Here is a 14,256-nt window from a genome sequence, read left to right as displayed (position 1 = left end):
TCAGTCTTGCGATTCGGGCTGGATGCGGCGCCCGTCTTGTACACGAAGGTCTTTGCTCTCGAACTGTTTCATGAAGCCGGACACGCTTTGGAGCTCAAGAACGGACCTCACTTGGAACACGAGAGACCCATCGTGCTGCAGCACGAATTGACTCCGCTTTCGGGGAAGACGCTGATTAGAAACGAAGTAGACAAGCTTTAAGCCAGGTACGACGAAATGATAGGTGGACTGGCCCCATACCTTGTCCCTACATGGCTGGACCATTAGCTCCGGGATTTCGTCTGGCTTTAGATTTAAGCCCCAGAAAATACATGGATAGAGGTGGTAGGGCCCTGGATCGTCATCGCGGAGCATGGCGCGCAGTCGCTCTTCATGCGGGCCTAGCCTTACACGCTCAAAGTACCGAGCTTTGGCTACTCCAGCGCGCCAAAGCAGCGACAGTAGGAATAACTTGAATTGCCTGTAGTCGATGCCGGTCACGGAGACGATGCTGTCATTCCTTTGTCCATTCATACCGGGAGCGCCGCCCTTGATCACTAAACTCGCATAGCGCTCGAACTTTGCGAACTTCTGCTCACATTCGCGGCAAAGTAGTGGCTCTCGTGCTCCCTTCTGCTCGATCCGCTCTTGCCTGTCTGGAGCAATACTGAGCACGTTGTAGCGATGCTTTTCGTCGTACATCACTCCATAGAGAAACTCAGGAATGATGTGCGATTCCTGTAACACCTTTTTTCTAGGCAGAGCGCGCAGTGCATGTTGAGAGGGCTCACCCTAAGTGGATTTCAAAATGCAGTCTAATCCAGCACTCTAGTCACGGCATTTCGTTGTCGGCTCGAGCTGTATGCCTCGGCAAGGCAATGGGGTGCCCTCATTGCCGTGGCTTGATTTGGCGGCCTGATCTTGCCGCGTCCACAGGTGGTGGCACGAGCGGTCGAAATAAAAAATTTTGATGTCCGCGTGGCCGTCCTGACGAACTCGCGAATCCGCGCCTGACAGGTCACGCTGGCAGGCGGCGCGCGATGTTAGCCCTGTGCTCAGCGAATCGTGGCTGAGTCCATCCTGCAGAGCAACTCGATATGTTCCTCAGCCGGTCCACGCAACCCAAGTCGACGTTCACCGGTGCTGCTGTCGTCGAACGTGCCCACCACTCCCCAGTGTTCCGGACTCACCTCAATAGCATCGGGCAGTCGCCACGCAATGCTGTGCAATCCGGCGCGACGTTCGTTGATGGTTGCCGCCGACGACTCCACCTGATCAATTTCCACCATGCACTGACCCGCCAGCGGCACCACCGCCACCGGATATTGTCCTTCTAGCGGCTTGCCCAGCGCACGGTTGAGCACGGTGATCTTGGTATCGAACGCCCAGCCCGCGTGACGGGCCAGCGCTGACCAGGCCGCTTGCGATGCCGCGCGGTCGGGACTGGACATGACACCGATGAAGGGACGCGATACTCGCGCGTCGTTCATCGGCAAATCGAACGGCGGTACCGCCGCCTTGATCTGGGTGAGGTAGAGCAACTCGCCGCATGGGCCGAGTACCTGGCTGGCGCGGATCGCCTGGCTCAGCTGCAGATCAGCGGGTGGGCCGAGCACCCGGAACGGCGCACGCAAACCGGCAGCGAGGGTGTCGACATCGCCGACCAGAACTTCCAGCGCCAGCCAGCCGTGATGGAACATCGGCTCGTGCAGCAACGCTTGCGAATCTTCGATCAGGCGCAGGATCGGTTCGCCGGCTTCGTTGGCCAGCCATGCTACGGCGTGTCCGCGCAAATCATCCAGTCCGAGTAGCTGTGCAGTGTCGGCATCCAGCTCACCACGCTGGCAGACGTCCAAACCTAGCTGTGTCAGATAGGCGTGGCAGGCGGCCTGCAGATCGGGCGCGATCACAGTGGCGTGCAGGATGCCTTGGCGTGTCGTGGGCTCTGTCAAAATGGATTTTCCAGTGGTGCCGGTGGCAGTGCCAGTGCGGCCAGTTCGGGCGGCAGTTGCGGTTCGTAGGCTTGCTGGTAGTCGAACGTATGCTGGGATTCACTCCAGTGATTGACGTGCGCACCGCCGACGAAGCGGATCAGGCACAGCGAACCACCGCGCGAGCCGTAAGGCCCATGCGGAATGCCGGGCGGACGCCAGAAGTACGAGCCTGGGCGCATCGTGCCGTATTCGCCGGTGAGGTCGCCGGCAATCAGGAAGGCTTCCTCGGGCGTGGGGTGATGTTCCTTCGGGCCACGCCAGTTGGTCGGGTGGGTTTGTGGCGCAGTCATGAACAGAAAGGTCTTCTGCTGGGTGACCGGATCGATGCGCAGAATTTTCCGGCCGGCAGCAAGGTGGTTGAGGCGGTAGTCGAACACGCTGCGATCCCACAGCATGCGCATCGCATCGATGAAGGGAATGGCGGGGGCGTGGTCTGCCGGTGCGGGTTCGTCGGCCGCCATCAGCCGAGGCTCGGCATCGAAGAAACGCAGGATCACGGCGCCCTCGGAGGAGTAGGCCTGCGCACGCGGATGGCCGGCGGGGTAGTAGCCGTAGCATCCTGCTGCGTACTCGAAACCGTTGAGGTAGTAGCAACCGGAAAGCACGTAGAACTCTTCGTCGGCGGCGATGCGACTGCCTTTTTCAAAGTGCAGGCCGGGGTCCATGCGCGACAGGAGTGTGCAGGCGCCCGTCTCGTCATCGCGGCTCAGGGTGCGCGTCCAGGCGCCGGGCAGCAGCGGTTCGGCTTCCCACGGCAGCGACTGGTTTTGCAGGAATTCAATATGCGGTCGGGCCATGGAGCAATCCTCGTTAAATCGCGTGATTCGGGGCCGGGCGACTTCAGCTCGATCTCCCTGGCGTCACCACGCTAGGCGCGCTCGCGTGCCAGCTTGCGTTCCAGCCACGGCATCAGCCCGCCCATGGCGACGATCTCCAGCAGTTCGGCCGGCATCTTTTCGCAGCGGAACTGATGGCCGCTGGTGTGGTTGATCACGATGCCTTCGGCGGCCCGCACTTCCACATCGTCGCCGCGACTGGCTTCAAGTTCGGGGCAGACCAGCGCCGGCATGCCGAGGTTGAGCGCGTTGCGATAGAAGATGCGCGCAAACGACTTCGCCAGCAGCGCACCAACGCCAAGTTGCGCCAGTGCCTGCACCGCCTGTTCGCGTGACGAGCCGATGCCGAACGAGTCGCCGGCGATGATGATGTCGCCGGGCTGTACTTCGCTGGCGAAGTTCGGGTCGATCGCTTCCAGGCAATGGCTGGCCAGCACCTTGATCGGGCTGCGCATGTACGGGCCCGGGGCGAGCAGGTCGGTGTCGATCTTGTCGCCAAAGACGAAGGCGCGGCCACGAACGTTCATACGGTCTCCATCAACAGTTCGCGCGGGTCGCAGATCTCGCCTTTCACGGCGCCGGCAGCGACGCTGTACGGTGAGCCGAGATAGACCAGCGAATCCGGGGAGCCCATGCGTCCCTTGAAGTTGCGCGCCGTGGTGGCCAGGCAGACTTCACCGGCAGCCACGATGCCCGCACCCATGCCGGGGCAGGCACCACAACCGGTAGGCAGCAGGATGGCGCCCGCCTCGGTGAGGATTTGCAGCGTGCCATCGGCAGCGGCTTGGGCGGTCATTTCGGTGGACGCCGGGGCAATCAGCAAGCGCGTGTTGCGCGCTACCTTGCGGCCTTTGAGTACCTCGGCGGCCATGTGCAGGTCGTCAAGCTTGGCGCCGGTGCAGGCGCCGATATACGCCTGATCGATCGCAATGCGTTCGTAGCTTGATGCCGCACGGCTGTTGGCCGGGCTGTGCGGCGCGGCGATTTGCGGCTCCAGCGTGTTGGCGTCGAAGTGATGCACGGCGAGGCAGGTGGCATCGGGGTCGCTCTGCCACTGCGCGATGTCACCGGCGAATGGACGTCCGGCCAGTTCCAGTGCGCGCAGGGTGGCTGCGTCGGCGGTGACGATGCCGGTGGCCGCGCCCAGTTCTGCCGACATGTTGCACAAGGTCATGCGCTCGGACATCGACATCTTGCGCACGGCCGAGCCATCGTATTCGAAGGCCTGGTTTTCATTGCCCATGCCGAGCTTGGCGCACAGGAACAGCATGATGTCTTTCGCGCTGACGCCAGCGGACAATTCACCGCTCCAGTTCACTCGAACGGTCTGCGGTACGGTCAACCAGATGTCACCGGTGACCAGTGCACCGGTGATGTCGGTGGAACCCACGCCCATCATGAAGGCGCCAAACGCACCGCCGCTGGGGGAGTGCGAGTCGCCGCCCACGCAGAACATGCCGGGCTGGATGTGTCCGTGTTCCTGCAGCACCACATGGCAAATCCCCACGGCATCGTAGTGACGCACGCCGTTGGCCCGCGCCCAGCGCCGGGTCAGCGCGAGAATTTCGGCGCCTTCGATATCCACGGCGGGAACAAAGTGGTCGCTCACCACGACCACGCGGCTCGGGTCCCACACTTTGGCACCCAGCGTGTCCAGCCGCGAGGCGACCCGTCGCGGGCCGCCGGAGTCGTGCATCATCAACAGGTCGATGGCGGCAGTGACAATTTCGCCCGGTCGCACCCGCTCGCGGCCCGACGCATGCGCAATGATCTTTTCGGCAAGTGTCGAAGCCAAGGTGTTACTCCTTCGATTTCCAGTTCTCGACGTCCAGGCTCATCTGGTAACGGAACTGGTCGGGGCGATATTGGATATTCAGCAGGTCGACCAGGTCGCCGGCTGCATTGAACGAATGGCGTTCCAGGGTCAGCAAGGCCGTCCCGGGTTTTACCTTCAGATGCAGGGCGCTCTGGGCGTCGGCCGAAACGGCAGACAGGGTCTGATCGACGCGAGCGACGTCGATCTTGCAGCGCTTGAACAAGACCAGTCGAGAGGTGGTGGCAAGGTTGGCCTCGTTGAATTCACGGTGATCGGTGCGCGTCCAGCTGGTGTAGTAGCCGAACGGTGTACGGGCGCGGCTGCGAATGCGGACCGCGTGCACCATCGTTTCTTCGGCGTCCAGCTTGAACAGCGCGCGCACCGGTGCCGGTGGCGCTTCGCGACTGAACTGCAGCAGGTTGACGTCGGTGGCCTCGGCCAGGATTTCGAGGTTTTCGAGCAGTCCGGTAAGCGGGCCGCGCAACGGCTTGGGCGTGGCGTGGTGGATCACGTGGGTGCCGCGCCCGCGGCGCCGTTCAACCAGCCCGGCGGCAGCGAGGTCATCCATCGCGCGCTTGGCGGTGATTCGTGAAACCCCGAACGACTCGGCCAGTTCGAACTCGGTCGGTAGCTGCGTGCCTACCGTGATTTCACCGCTGAGCACGTGGTCACGCAGAATCGTGAACATCTGGTAGTACAGCGGGGCGGGCAGGTCAGCGTGCAACAGCTTCTTCTGGCCCGGAGACCGCAATTGATCGATTGCCGTTTTACGCATCTGGTTCCATCCTCCGTGCCTTAATGCTATAACGATATACCATATTTGCAAGATGGAAGCGTGACAATGTCGTCAGACAATGCATCATCCAGCGGCGAAGTGATTGGCTGGCAGCTTGATGGTGGCGTGGCCCGTCTGGCTATTGCCCGCGCAGCCAAGCGCAACGCGCTGGCCACCGTGCACTGGGCAGCGCTCGAAAGTTGCCTTGACCAGATCCATGCCAGCACGGCAACGCTGCTGGTGCTTGAAGGCGTCCCCGGTGCCTTCAGTGCCGGTGCTGACATCGACGAGCTGGGCAGGCTGCTCGGCGAGCCCGATGCGTTCGCTGCCAGCAACGCGCAAGTGCAGCGCACCCAGCTGGCCTTGCAGCGCTCGCCGCTGACCACCATCGCGGCCATCGATGGTGCCTGTGTCGGTGGTGGTCTGGGACTGGCACTGGCCTGTGATTTCCGTATCGGTACGGCACGCAGCCGCTTTGCATTGAGTCCGGCCAAGCTCGGCCTGGTCTACAGCCCCGAAGACAGCCGCCGGCTGGCCAACACAGTTGGTCTGGCGCGCGCCCGCGAGATGTTGTTGACCGGACGCTTGCTCGACGCACCGACCGCGCTGCATTGGGGCCTGTTGAACCGGCTGGTGGCCGATGACGAACTGGCTGCGGTGGTGGCGACGATGGTCGCTGAGCTGCAGCAGACCTCGGCCAGCGCGCGTGCCGGCATCAAGCAGGTACTGGCCTATCTCGGCGGCGATGATCACGTCGATCATGCCGCGGCCACCGCCGCGTTCAATGATGCTTTCAGCAGTGCCGACTTCGCCGAGGGCGCGAGTGCGTTTCTGGCCAAGCGCCCGCCGCAATTTCAGTGACGTGGCCAACCACGTTTGATGCACGACCACAGGACAACTCCATGACTGACGCCTACCGCGCACTGGCACTGCAAACCACCTGTCACGCGGTCAACGACTGTCCGGATGACGCCACGGCTCGCGCCAAGATCACCAGCAATATCGACCGCGTCGGTCGGCAGATTCGCGCCAGCAAGGGCTTCATCGGCCAGGACCTGCGGCTGGTGGTGCTGCCGGAATATTTCGCCACCAGTTTCCCGATGGGTGACACCATCCCCGGCTGGGCGCAGAAGGCGGCGTTTGCGATGGACGGCCCCGAGTACGACGCGCTGGCGCGGATTGCGCAGGACAACAAGGTCTATCTGGTCAGTAACGCTTACGAGACCGACCCGAACTTTCCCTCGCTGTACTTCCAGGCCAGCGTGGTGTTCGACGATGCCGGCAACCTCGTGCTGCGTTACCGGCGGATGGTCTCGCTGTTCGCGCCGTCGCCGTACGACGTATGGGATCGCTACCTCGACATCTATGGTATCGACGGGGTGTTTCCCGTCGCGCGCACTCCGCTGGGCCGGTTGGCCTGCGTCGCGTCGGAAGAGATTCTCTACCCGGAGATTGCGCGCGCACTGGCGCTGCGCGGTGCCGAGGTGTTCCTGCATTCCACCAGCGAGGTGGGCAGCCCGGATCTCACGCCGAAGGATGTCGCCAAGCGTGCGCGTGCCTTCGAGAACATGGCTTACGTGGTGTCGGCGAATACCGCCGGCATTGTTGATCTGGATTTTCCCGGCCAGAGCACCGACGGCATGTCGAAGATCGTCGATGACCAGGGTCGGGTGCTGATTACCGCAGGCACCGGCGAGTCGATGGTGGCGCATGCGGAAATCGATATCGATGCCTTGCGCCGGCGGCGTGAGCGACCCGGCATGGGTCACATACTTTCGCGCTTGCCACAGGCGGCGATCGCTGCCGGACTGGCACCGGCGCCGCTGCAGCCGAACGCGCTGATCGCGGACGGACAATTGCAGATACCCGAGCGCGCCCAATTTGCACAACGTCAGCGGGCTACCATCGCCGCCCTCAAAACCTCCGGAGTCCTCGGCTCATGACTGAAATCCGCATGTTGAAGATGCGCAATCCGCGCACCGGTCAGATCGATAGTGAACTGGCAGTCACCAGCCAGGCGGAGCTGGATGCCTTGGTGGCGAAGCTGCGCGCCGCGCAACCAGCGTGGGCAGCGCAACCGGTACAATTCCGCTGCGATGCGCTGCTGGCGTTGGCCGATGCGCTGGAGCGCCGGCGCGAGTCCATGACCGACGCCTTGCTGCGTGACACCGGACGCTGGCACGAATCGGTACTCGAGTTCGACAGCACGCTGGCCACCTTGCGTCGCTGGGCCGCCGGCGCGCCGGCCTGTCTTGAAGTACCGGCGGAAGCGCCAGGCAACATCCCTTTCATCAAGACCCGGGTGAACCTGGTGCCGTATGCGCTGGTGGGTGTGATCAGCCCCTGGAATTTCCCGCTGCTGCTGAGCCTGATTGACGCGATCCCGGCGCTCGCTGCCGGCTGTGCGGTGCTGGTCAAGCCCAGTGAGGTCACCTCGCGTTTCGTCGAAGTCTTGCGGCTGGCGCTGGCCGAGGTACCTGCACTGGATCAGCTGATCGGTGTGGTGATTGGTGATGGTGTCGTCGGCAGCGCCTTGATCGCGGCCGTCGATATGATTTGTTTCACCGGCAGCGTGCGCACCGGGCGTCGTGTCGGGGAAGCCTGCGCCGCGCGCTTCATTCCAGCATCGCTGGAGCTGGGTGGCAAGGACCCGGCCCTGGTACTGGCCGACGCCGATCCGCAACGCGCAGCGCGTGCGATTGCGTGGAGCGGCTTCGTCAACGGCGGGCAGAGTTGCATGTCGCTCGAACGGGTTTATGTCGATGCGAGCATTGCCGAGGTGTTCATCGCTGCCTTGGTCGAGGAAGCCAGCCGTTTGCGGCTGGCTCATCCACAACCGCGCGATGGCGAAATCGGCCCGATCATTTCTGCCGCACAGGTGGACATCGTGCGCGAACATCTTGCCGACGCGAAGGCACACGGCGCGCGGGCACTGACGGGCGGTGAGTTGAAGGATCTGGGCGGACAATGGTGCCCGCCCACAGTGCTGGTCGACGTGGACGAAAGCATGAAGGTGGTCAGGGAAGAGACCTTCGCCGCGATCCTGCCGGTGATGGTGGTTGCCGATGAAGAAGAGGCCATCGCGCGCGCCAACGACTCGGTCTATGGTTTGTCCGCTGCCGTGTTCAGCAAGGATCAGGCGCGTGCCGAGCGGGTGGCGCGACGACTGCAGGCAGGCGGCGTCAGCATCAACGATGCCAGCCTGACCGGGCTGATCCACAGCGAGGAAAAGCAGAGCTTCAAGCAATCCGGCATGGGTGGTTCACGCATGGGTGCGCCGTCGATTCGTCGCTTCCTGCGCGCGCAGGCGCTGTTGATCAATCCGGGTGTTGAAGACCCGTGGTGGTTCAAAGCGCAGCCATGAGCGGCGGTTGAGGGCGATGTTCGTGGAGCTCCTGCCCGGCGGGCGCAGGGGCTTCTTGGGTATCTTCCGTCAAACGCTGCCAGCGATTCGCGGACAAAAAATTGGCCCCCAATCCGCATGGATTGGGAGCCAAGAGAAGACGCCGGGGAGGGTCTTGTCTTCAGAAGCGATATTTGAAATCCACGCCATAAGTGCGGGGCATGGTTGGATAGATCACGGCGATGCCGAGTCCGGCAATGTCGAAGCCGCCGGCCGAGATGTGATTGTTGGTGAGGTTGTTGCCCCACAGGGCCACTGACCAGTTGGCGTTTCTGGGCTCGTACGAAATGCGTGCACGCGCGTCGAGATGGGTCGGCGTCATGATGATCGGGGAGAGCGCCTGGTTCTCGTAGTACTTGTCGGTGTACTTCACTGCCGCCGTCCAGATCAGGTCGGCATTGGCCAGTGACTGGATGTAGGTCGTGGAAAGATGCCATTGAAACTTGGGCGCATCCTTCAAGTCCATGCCGGCGAATGTGGCAGCGTTTACCGGGGCGTAGTTCTGGTACTTCGCATCAATGGTGCCGAAACCACCGCCAACCTGCCATGCATCGGTCACCTGTGCCTGGGCATCCATCTCCACGCCTGACAGTACGGCGCCGGTGGCATTGGTGACCGAGAACACACCGTTGGGATCGACGGCCGACAGCTGGATACCCGCGTAGTCGTTACGGTAGTAATCGATATTGAAGCGGACACGATTGTCGAGCAGGGAACTCTTGATGCCCATTTCGTAGGCAGTGAGGGTTTCCGCGTTGAAGCTTCCCAATGCTGCCACGGTGGTTCCGCGACCGTTGAAGCCGCCGCTCTTGAACCCGGTGGTCAGGCTGGCGTAGCCCATCACGTTTTCGGCGAAGTCGTAGTCCAGCGCCAGTTTCCAGTCCGGACGCTTCCATCGATTGCTCTTCGCAACGGTGAAGGCCTGACTGCCATTGGGTCTCACGGAGACCACCAGGAAGTCTTTCTTCTCGATGCTGTAGCGCGCGCCACCAGTCAGTTTCAGACGGTCGGTGAAGGCGTAGTCGCCCTGCCAGTAGAGTGCGTAGGCATTGTCCTGCTGGCTGATGTAGTTGGTGGCGCCGGGGCCGAAGATGTCGTTGCGGGTGGGCTGCGAGTTGGTCTCGCGGAAGGCGTAGAAACCGCCCACCCAACTGAACGGACCTGTTAGCTGGGAGATCAACTGCGCTTCATAGCTGTACGAACGTTCTTTCTGATTCTGGTACAGGTGGTAACGCGTCTGTTCCGTGCCATCGAGGTCTTCGTAGAACTCATTGTCGAGGCCGCGGGCACTTAGGACATTGCGCAATGACACGGTGCCGAGGTCGGTGTCGGTGGTCAACGACGAACCCCAGCTGCGCAGGATATTGGAGCCGGGCGTATTGGTTCGCGTGTCGTAAAAGCTGCCCAGCACCGGCACCAGCTTGCCGTTGGTATCCAGCTTGACCGGCACGGCGTAGGTGGCGCCGGACGTGTCGCGCGTGTAATCAAGGTTCAACGTGGCATAGGTGCTGTCGCCCCAGGGCATCGCCACGGTCGTTCGCGCGGCGTTCTGGTGAACGTTGTTGACATCGCGATTGTGGGTAAGGTCGTGGATATAGCCCGCACGATTGCTCGACATCACGGCACCGGTGACGTCGATATCCTTGCCGAGCCGCGTGCTGAAGTTCAGGCCGAGGTCGCGGCGACCGTAATTGCCCACCGATGCATTCAGCTTCAGATAGGTTTCACCGGTGGGCTTCTTGGTGATGTAGCGAATCGCGCCGCCGGTGGCGTTGCGGCCGAACAGCGTACCTTGGGGTCCACGCAGCACTTCGATGCGCTCCACGTCAAAGACCGAAAGCATCGCGCCGGTCATCCGGGGAATGTAGACGTCGTTGAGGTAAAGGCCGACGGCAGGCTCGGCGGTGAACATGGATTCATCCTGACCAACACCACGCATGAAGATTTTCAGCCCCGTATTGAGAGCGGTGTTCTGCTCGATCACCACGTTGGGCACCACGAACTTCATGTCGTCGATGCGGGTGACGTTCATCCGCTGCAGCTGGATCGAGTCCAGCGTGGTGATACTGATCGGTACCTTCTGGACCGATTCCTGGCGACGTTGAGCGGTGACCGTGACGTTCTGCAGTTGCACCGCTTTCTTTTCCGCCACCGGAGCCTGGCTTGTCGGTGATTCCTGCCCGGCTGCCGGCGCACCATTCGATGGCGTTGAGCTGGCGGGGTCCTGCGCGTAGGCCTGGGTGGCCAGCATGGCCAGAAAGATCGACGAGGCCAGCAGATTGCGGCTCAGATACATGCTCATAATTACCTCGACGACAGTGGACGGGTGGTATTTCGAGTATTGATCTTAATGTTATGCATCTATAACAATGTCGCCGCAGTATCTTTTAGTTTGTCCGGACAATCAAGAAGGTTTGAACACTATTTGGCAAGGCGTTCGTGCCGCGACGCAGCAATGAACGGGTAGGGGCAGGCAGCCGTTGGTCTGGCATGAAAGTGGCTGTGCATGTGAGGTGCATCGGCTTCAGTCAGTCGCTGAAGGTTAGGCGAGACGCCAGTTCCCGGCGGCCTCGTGTGTGTTGACACGCGTCGCATTTGACACGCTCATCAGGCTGCGTCTTGGCTCATCCCGGTTTCCAGACGCTGACCACGACGATCGCGAGAATCAATAGCCACAGCACGCCCAATACTGAAGTCGCGCGTACATAGGTTTGACGGATGATGGCGTTGGTAAGGTCATCGGGACCTTCGCGGGCCATCACTTGCCAGGTGCGGAAGTGACCGATCAGGGCCAGCCGGATGCCGATGCCGCTGGCCATCACGCCTGCGTACAGCGCCAGCTTGAGGTGCAACCACCGCGGCATCGGCCAGCTTCCGCCGATGAGGCCGATGGCGATGGCAAGCAGCAGCGCGATGAGGACATAACGCGAGCCACGGTCAATGGCACCCAAGGTACGACCGCTCGCCCGATGGCGACAGCGGTGTGTAGCCTCGACAAACGCCAGCCACAGGGCACACAGACCTGCAGCCAGCCACGCGGTGCGTTCGCCACCTGGCACGAACCCATACAAGGCAGCCAGTGCAAAACCCAGTCCAGCCTGCAGCACCAGTGCGTAACGCACATGCTGGTCGACATGCATCACGTGTTCCATCAGCCGACTGCGTTCGGCAAACGGTATCTCGCTGCCATAAGAAACGTAGCGGTAGGTACTGTTGATCACCAGTTCGGCACCCAGCCAGTAGCCGAGTACGGCGATATGCACGACCAGTAGCGTCTGCAGAAGCATGCTAGTTCGCTCCAGCTTCTGCGAAAGGTTCCACTTGCAGGATGCTGACGGGGATGTTGTCCGGGTCGTAGACGATCATTTCCCGATAAACGCCTGCCGGAGAACGTTCACTGGCCTGACGCTTGGGATAGCGCACCGGTGGCGTGAGGAATCGGCTGCCGGCCGCACTGAGTGCGTTGTGCAGGCCGTCGAAATTGCTGGTGGAAAGCACCAGCGCCGTCTGGCTGCAGGCGGGTTGAACAAGCGGCGGCTGCAGCGTTGCCATGGGTGTATCGCTGATCTGGAACAGGCCGACGATCACCGGCGCGTCGACGGCGGCAGCCAGCAAGGCGATCTGCATGCGGCACGGCGGTAGCTGCAACAGTGCACCCGCTGCCGCACCTTCGAGGAGTTTTTCCTCGACGACGATCAGACCCAGGACATCGCGGTAGAACGCCAGCGACGCCTGCAGGTCACGGCAGAAAATGGTAAAGCGCTCGAATTGCAGATGCATTTCATCACCCGATAGTCCCCATTGACATGCGCTGCGGCAGTGACTGCCGTGTGGCCGTACTCGGCAGTCAAAACGGCTTGACCACGCCCAGCCACGCCGTAGCCAGCAACATCAGATAGACGATCCAGACCCAGATCCGGGTGCGGTTCATGGTCCGCAACAACGGCACTTCGGTGGCGTCGCTGGAGCCTTCCCGGATCAGCTTGAGCAACTGCGGGCCGACCGGCCGAAAGCGGACGTCGATCATGATGGCGGCGGCAAAGATCACGCCGAACATCAGCGCCTTGGTGGCCAGCCAGTGCGGCGCCAGCGGGGCGCCGCGCCACAGCGAGACCAGCCCCAGGCCGAGATAGAAAATCGCCAGCGCGTAGCGCAACACCGATTCGATCCTGCGGTCGCGCGCCGCACGCGGGGTCTGATCATGGGCATGCGCGTCCCACACCAGCGCAATCCAGATCGCGCCGACCATCCAGGCCAGCGCGAGGCCCCATCCCGGCACGATCCAATAGCGACCCACAGTGACCAGGCTGAGTGATATCGGCACCATCAGCGCCCACGCCGTGCGCGGCACCATATCCACTTCAACCAACAGCCTCAGCAGCGCCAGACGCTGGTCCAGCGTATAGCGCTCACGTTTGCGGAAATGCTGGCCGAGCAGATAGACGCCGACGTCGGCGCCCAGCCACAGGACGAACAACAGCAGGTGCGCGAACAGCAGGGTCGGGTATAGCAAATGGGTCATGTCGATCCCGGATTACTTTCCGTTGTTGGTGTCATTGACCCTTTTGGCAGCCAGCACCCTGTCGAGGCTGCGCTCGAACTCGTGGTAGCCGATGCACTGGTACAACTCTTCACGCGTCTGCATGGTGTCGACCACGTTGCGCTGGTGGCCGTCGCGGCGAATGGCCGCATAGACGTTCTCGGCGGCCTTGTTCATTGCCCGGAATGCCGCCAGTGGATACAGCTGCATCGCCACACCGGCCGTGGCCAGTTCGTCGCGGCTGAACAGCGGGGTCTGGCCAAACTCGGTAAGGTTGGCCAGCACGGGCACCTTCACTGCATCGACGAAGCGGCGATAGGTTTCCAGGTCGTAAGAAGCCTCCGGGAAAATGCCATCGGCACCGGCTTCGACGCAGGCCAGCGCGCGTTCGATCGCGGCATCCACGCCCTGTACCGCAATGGCGTCGGTGCGCGCGATCAGGAAGAAGTTTGAATCAGTCTTGGCGTCGACGGCAGCCTTGACCCGATCGACCATTTCGCCGGCCGAGACGATTTCCTTGTTCGGCCGATGTCCACAACGTTTCGCGCCGACCTGGTCTTCGATGTGGCATGCCGCGGCACCAGCCCGGATCAACGAACGCACGGTGCGCGCGATGTTGAACGCGCTCGGGCCAAAGCCAGTGTCGATGTCGACCAGCAGCGGCAGATCGCAGACATAAGTAATGCGACGGATGTCGGTCAGTACGTCATCGAGCGTGTTGATGCCCAGGTCCGGCAGACCCAGCGATCCGGCAGCCACGCCGGCACCGGAGAGATAGATCGCGCGGAAACCGGCGTGCTGGGCGAGCAGGGCATGGTTGGCATTGACGGTGCCAACCACTTGCAGCGGGCTTTCATCGGCGAGCGCCTGGCGGAAGTTGGCACCGGGACTGGGGAGGGTGGTCATGGTTGGA

14 protein-coding genes are annotated in these 14,256 nt (G+C 62.1%); 3 read left to right on the top strand and 11 right to left on the bottom strand.

Annotated elements, in window-relative coordinates:
• From PY254_RS12920 to PY254_RS12895, 6 genes are all read right to left on the bottom strand, one after another.
• The gene (locus PY254_RS12920) at positions 1–726 is read right to left on the bottom strand and encodes a hypothetical protein (RefSeq protein ID WP_281012452.1); all 726 of its coding nucleotides are present in this window, start codon (positions 724–726) and stop codon (positions 1–3) included.
• Positions 727–1,034: 308 nt separating this feature from the next.
• Positions 1,035–1,931 (bottom strand): VOC family protein, encoded by an 897-nt coding sequence (locus tag PY254_RS12915; RefSeq protein ID WP_281012451.1) that lies wholly within the window; start codon positions 1,929–1,931, stop codon positions 1,035–1,037.
• Positions 1,928–2,770: a cupin domain-containing protein gene (locus PY254_RS12910; RefSeq protein ID WP_281012450.1), complete on the bottom strand. Its 843-nt coding sequence runs from the start codon at positions 2,768–2,770 to the stop codon at positions 1,928–1,930. The genes PY254_RS12915 and PY254_RS12910 overlap by 4 nt, the downstream gene beginning before the upstream one ends.
• Before the next feature lie 71 nt (positions 2,771–2,841).
• Positions 2,842–3,336 carry a LeuD/DmdB family oxidoreductase small subunit gene (locus PY254_RS12905; protein ID WP_281012449.1) on the bottom strand — a complete coding sequence of 165 codons (495 nt, stop codon included), beginning with the start codon at positions 3,334–3,336 and terminating at the stop codon, positions 2,842–2,844.
• Positions 3,333–4,604 carry a 3-isopropylmalate dehydratase large subunit gene (locus PY254_RS12900; RefSeq protein WP_281012448.1) on the bottom strand — a complete coding sequence of 424 codons (1,272 nt, stop codon included), beginning with the start codon at positions 4,602–4,604 and terminating at the stop codon, positions 3,333–3,335. Before PY254_RS12900 ends, PY254_RS12905 begins: the two co-directional genes overlap by 4 nt.
• Positions 4,605–4,608: 4 nt before the next feature.
• Positions 4,609–5,400, bottom strand: coding sequence for a GntR family transcriptional regulator (locus PY254_RS12895; RefSeq protein ID WP_281012447.1), 792 nt, complete (start codon positions 5,398–5,400; stop codon positions 4,609–4,611).
• 66 nt (positions 5,401–5,466) lie between these two features.
• Here PY254_RS12895 and PY254_RS12890 point away from each other — a divergent pair, with 66 nt between their 5' ends.
• Genes PY254_RS12890 through PY254_RS12880 form a run of 3 tightly spaced genes read left to right on the top strand, consistent with a single transcriptional unit; the run spans position 5,467 to position 8,764 of the window.
• Positions 5,467–6,261: an enoyl-CoA hydratase/isomerase family protein gene (locus PY254_RS12890; protein ID WP_281012446.1), complete on the top strand. Its 795-nt coding sequence runs from the start codon at positions 5,467–5,469 to the stop codon at positions 6,259–6,261.
• 41 nt (positions 6,262–6,302) lie between these two features.
• Positions 6,303–7,343, top strand: a complete 1,041-nt coding sequence (locus PY254_RS12885; protein WP_281012445.1) for a nitrilase-related carbon-nitrogen hydrolase — start codon at positions 6,303–6,305, stop codon at positions 7,341–7,343.
• A complete protein-coding gene (locus tag PY254_RS12880; RefSeq protein ID WP_281012444.1) occupies positions 7,340–8,764 on the top strand; it encodes an aldehyde dehydrogenase family protein in 1,425 nt (474 codons plus the stop codon). Before PY254_RS12885 ends, PY254_RS12880 begins: the two co-directional genes overlap by 4 nt.
• Before the next feature lie 160 nt (positions 8,765–8,924).
• Here PY254_RS12880 and PY254_RS12875 read toward each other — a convergent pair whose 3' ends face one another.
• From PY254_RS12875 to prpB, 5 genes are all read right to left on the bottom strand, one after another.
• Positions 8,925–11,105 carry a TonB-dependent receptor gene (locus PY254_RS12875; RefSeq protein WP_281012443.1) on the bottom strand — a complete coding sequence of 727 codons (2,181 nt, stop codon included), beginning with the start codon at positions 11,103–11,105 and terminating at the stop codon, positions 8,925–8,927.
• Between the two features lie 322 nt (positions 11,106–11,427).
• The gene (locus PY254_RS12870; RefSeq protein WP_281012442.1) at positions 11,428–12,090 is read right to left on the bottom strand and encodes a hypothetical protein; all 663 of its coding nucleotides are present in this window, start codon (positions 12,088–12,090) and stop codon (positions 11,428–11,430) included.
• Position 12,091: 1 nt separating this feature from the next.
• A complete protein-coding gene (locus PY254_RS12865; RefSeq protein ID WP_281012441.1) occupies positions 12,092–12,583 on the bottom strand; it encodes a VOC family protein in 492 nt (163 codons plus the stop codon).
• 67 nt (positions 12,584–12,650) lie between these two features.
• Entirely contained in the window at positions 12,651–13,325 is a 675-nt protein-coding gene (locus PY254_RS12860) for a hypothetical protein (protein WP_281012440.1), read from the bottom strand.
• A gap of 12 nt (positions 13,326–13,337) precedes the next feature.
• On the bottom strand, positions 13,338–14,249 hold the full coding sequence (prpB, locus tag PY254_RS12855) for a methylisocitrate lyase (RefSeq protein ID WP_281012439.1): 912 nt from the start codon (positions 14,247–14,249) through the stop codon (positions 13,338–13,340).
• Positions 14,250–14,256: the final 7 nt, after the last annotated feature.

Origin of the sequence: Rhodanobacter sp. AS-Z3 (assembly GCF_029224025.1) — a bacterium.
GTDB lineage: Bacteria > Pseudomonadota > Gammaproteobacteria > Xanthomonadales > Rhodanobacteraceae > Rhodanobacter.
Note: the sequence above shows the minus strand (reverse complement) of the source record. Positions and strands in the feature narration are given on the sequence as shown.

Bases quoted from the DNA above. Each gene is read 5' to 3' on its own strand.
- PY254_RS12895 (WP_281012447.1), bottom strand. From the start codon at position 5,400: ATGCGTAAAACGGCAATCGATCAATTGCGGTCTCCGGGCCAGAAGAAG.
- PY254_RS12865 (WP_281012441.1), bottom strand. From the start codon at position 12,583: ATGCATCTGCAATTCGAGCGCTTTACCATTTTCTGCCGTGACCTGCAG.
- PY254_RS12905 (WP_281012449.1), bottom strand. From the start codon at position 3,336: ATGAACGTTCGTGGCCGCGCCTTCGTCTTTGGCGACAAGATCGACACC.
- PY254_RS12880 (WP_281012444.1), top strand. From the start codon at position 7,340: ATGACTGAAATCCGCATGTTGAAGATGCGCAATCCGCGCACCGGTCAG.
- PY254_RS12870 (WP_281012442.1), bottom strand. From the start codon at position 12,090: ATGCTTCTGCAGACGCTACTGGTCGTGCATATCGCCGTACTCGGCTAC.
- PY254_RS12890 (WP_281012446.1), top strand. From the start codon at position 5,467: ATGTCGTCAGACAATGCATCATCCAGCGGCGAAGTGATTGGCTGGCAG.
- PY254_RS12860 (WP_281012440.1), bottom strand. From the start codon at position 13,325: ATGACCCATTTGCTATACCCGACCCTGCTGTTCGCGCACCTGCTGTTG.
- PY254_RS12910 (WP_281012450.1), bottom strand. From the start codon at position 2,770: ATGGCCCGACCGCATATTGAATTCCTGCAAAACCAGTCGCTGCCGTGG.
- PY254_RS12885 (WP_281012445.1), top strand. From the start codon at position 6,303: ATGACTGACGCCTACCGCGCACTGGCACTGCAAACCACCTGTCACGCG.
- PY254_RS12875 (WP_281012443.1), bottom strand. From the start codon at position 11,105: ATGAGCATGTATCTGAGCCGCAATCTGCTGGCCTCGTCGATCTTTCTG.
- prpB (WP_281012439.1), bottom strand. From the start codon at position 14,249: ATGACCACCCTCCCCAGTCCCGGTGCCAACTTCCGCCAGGCGCTCGCC.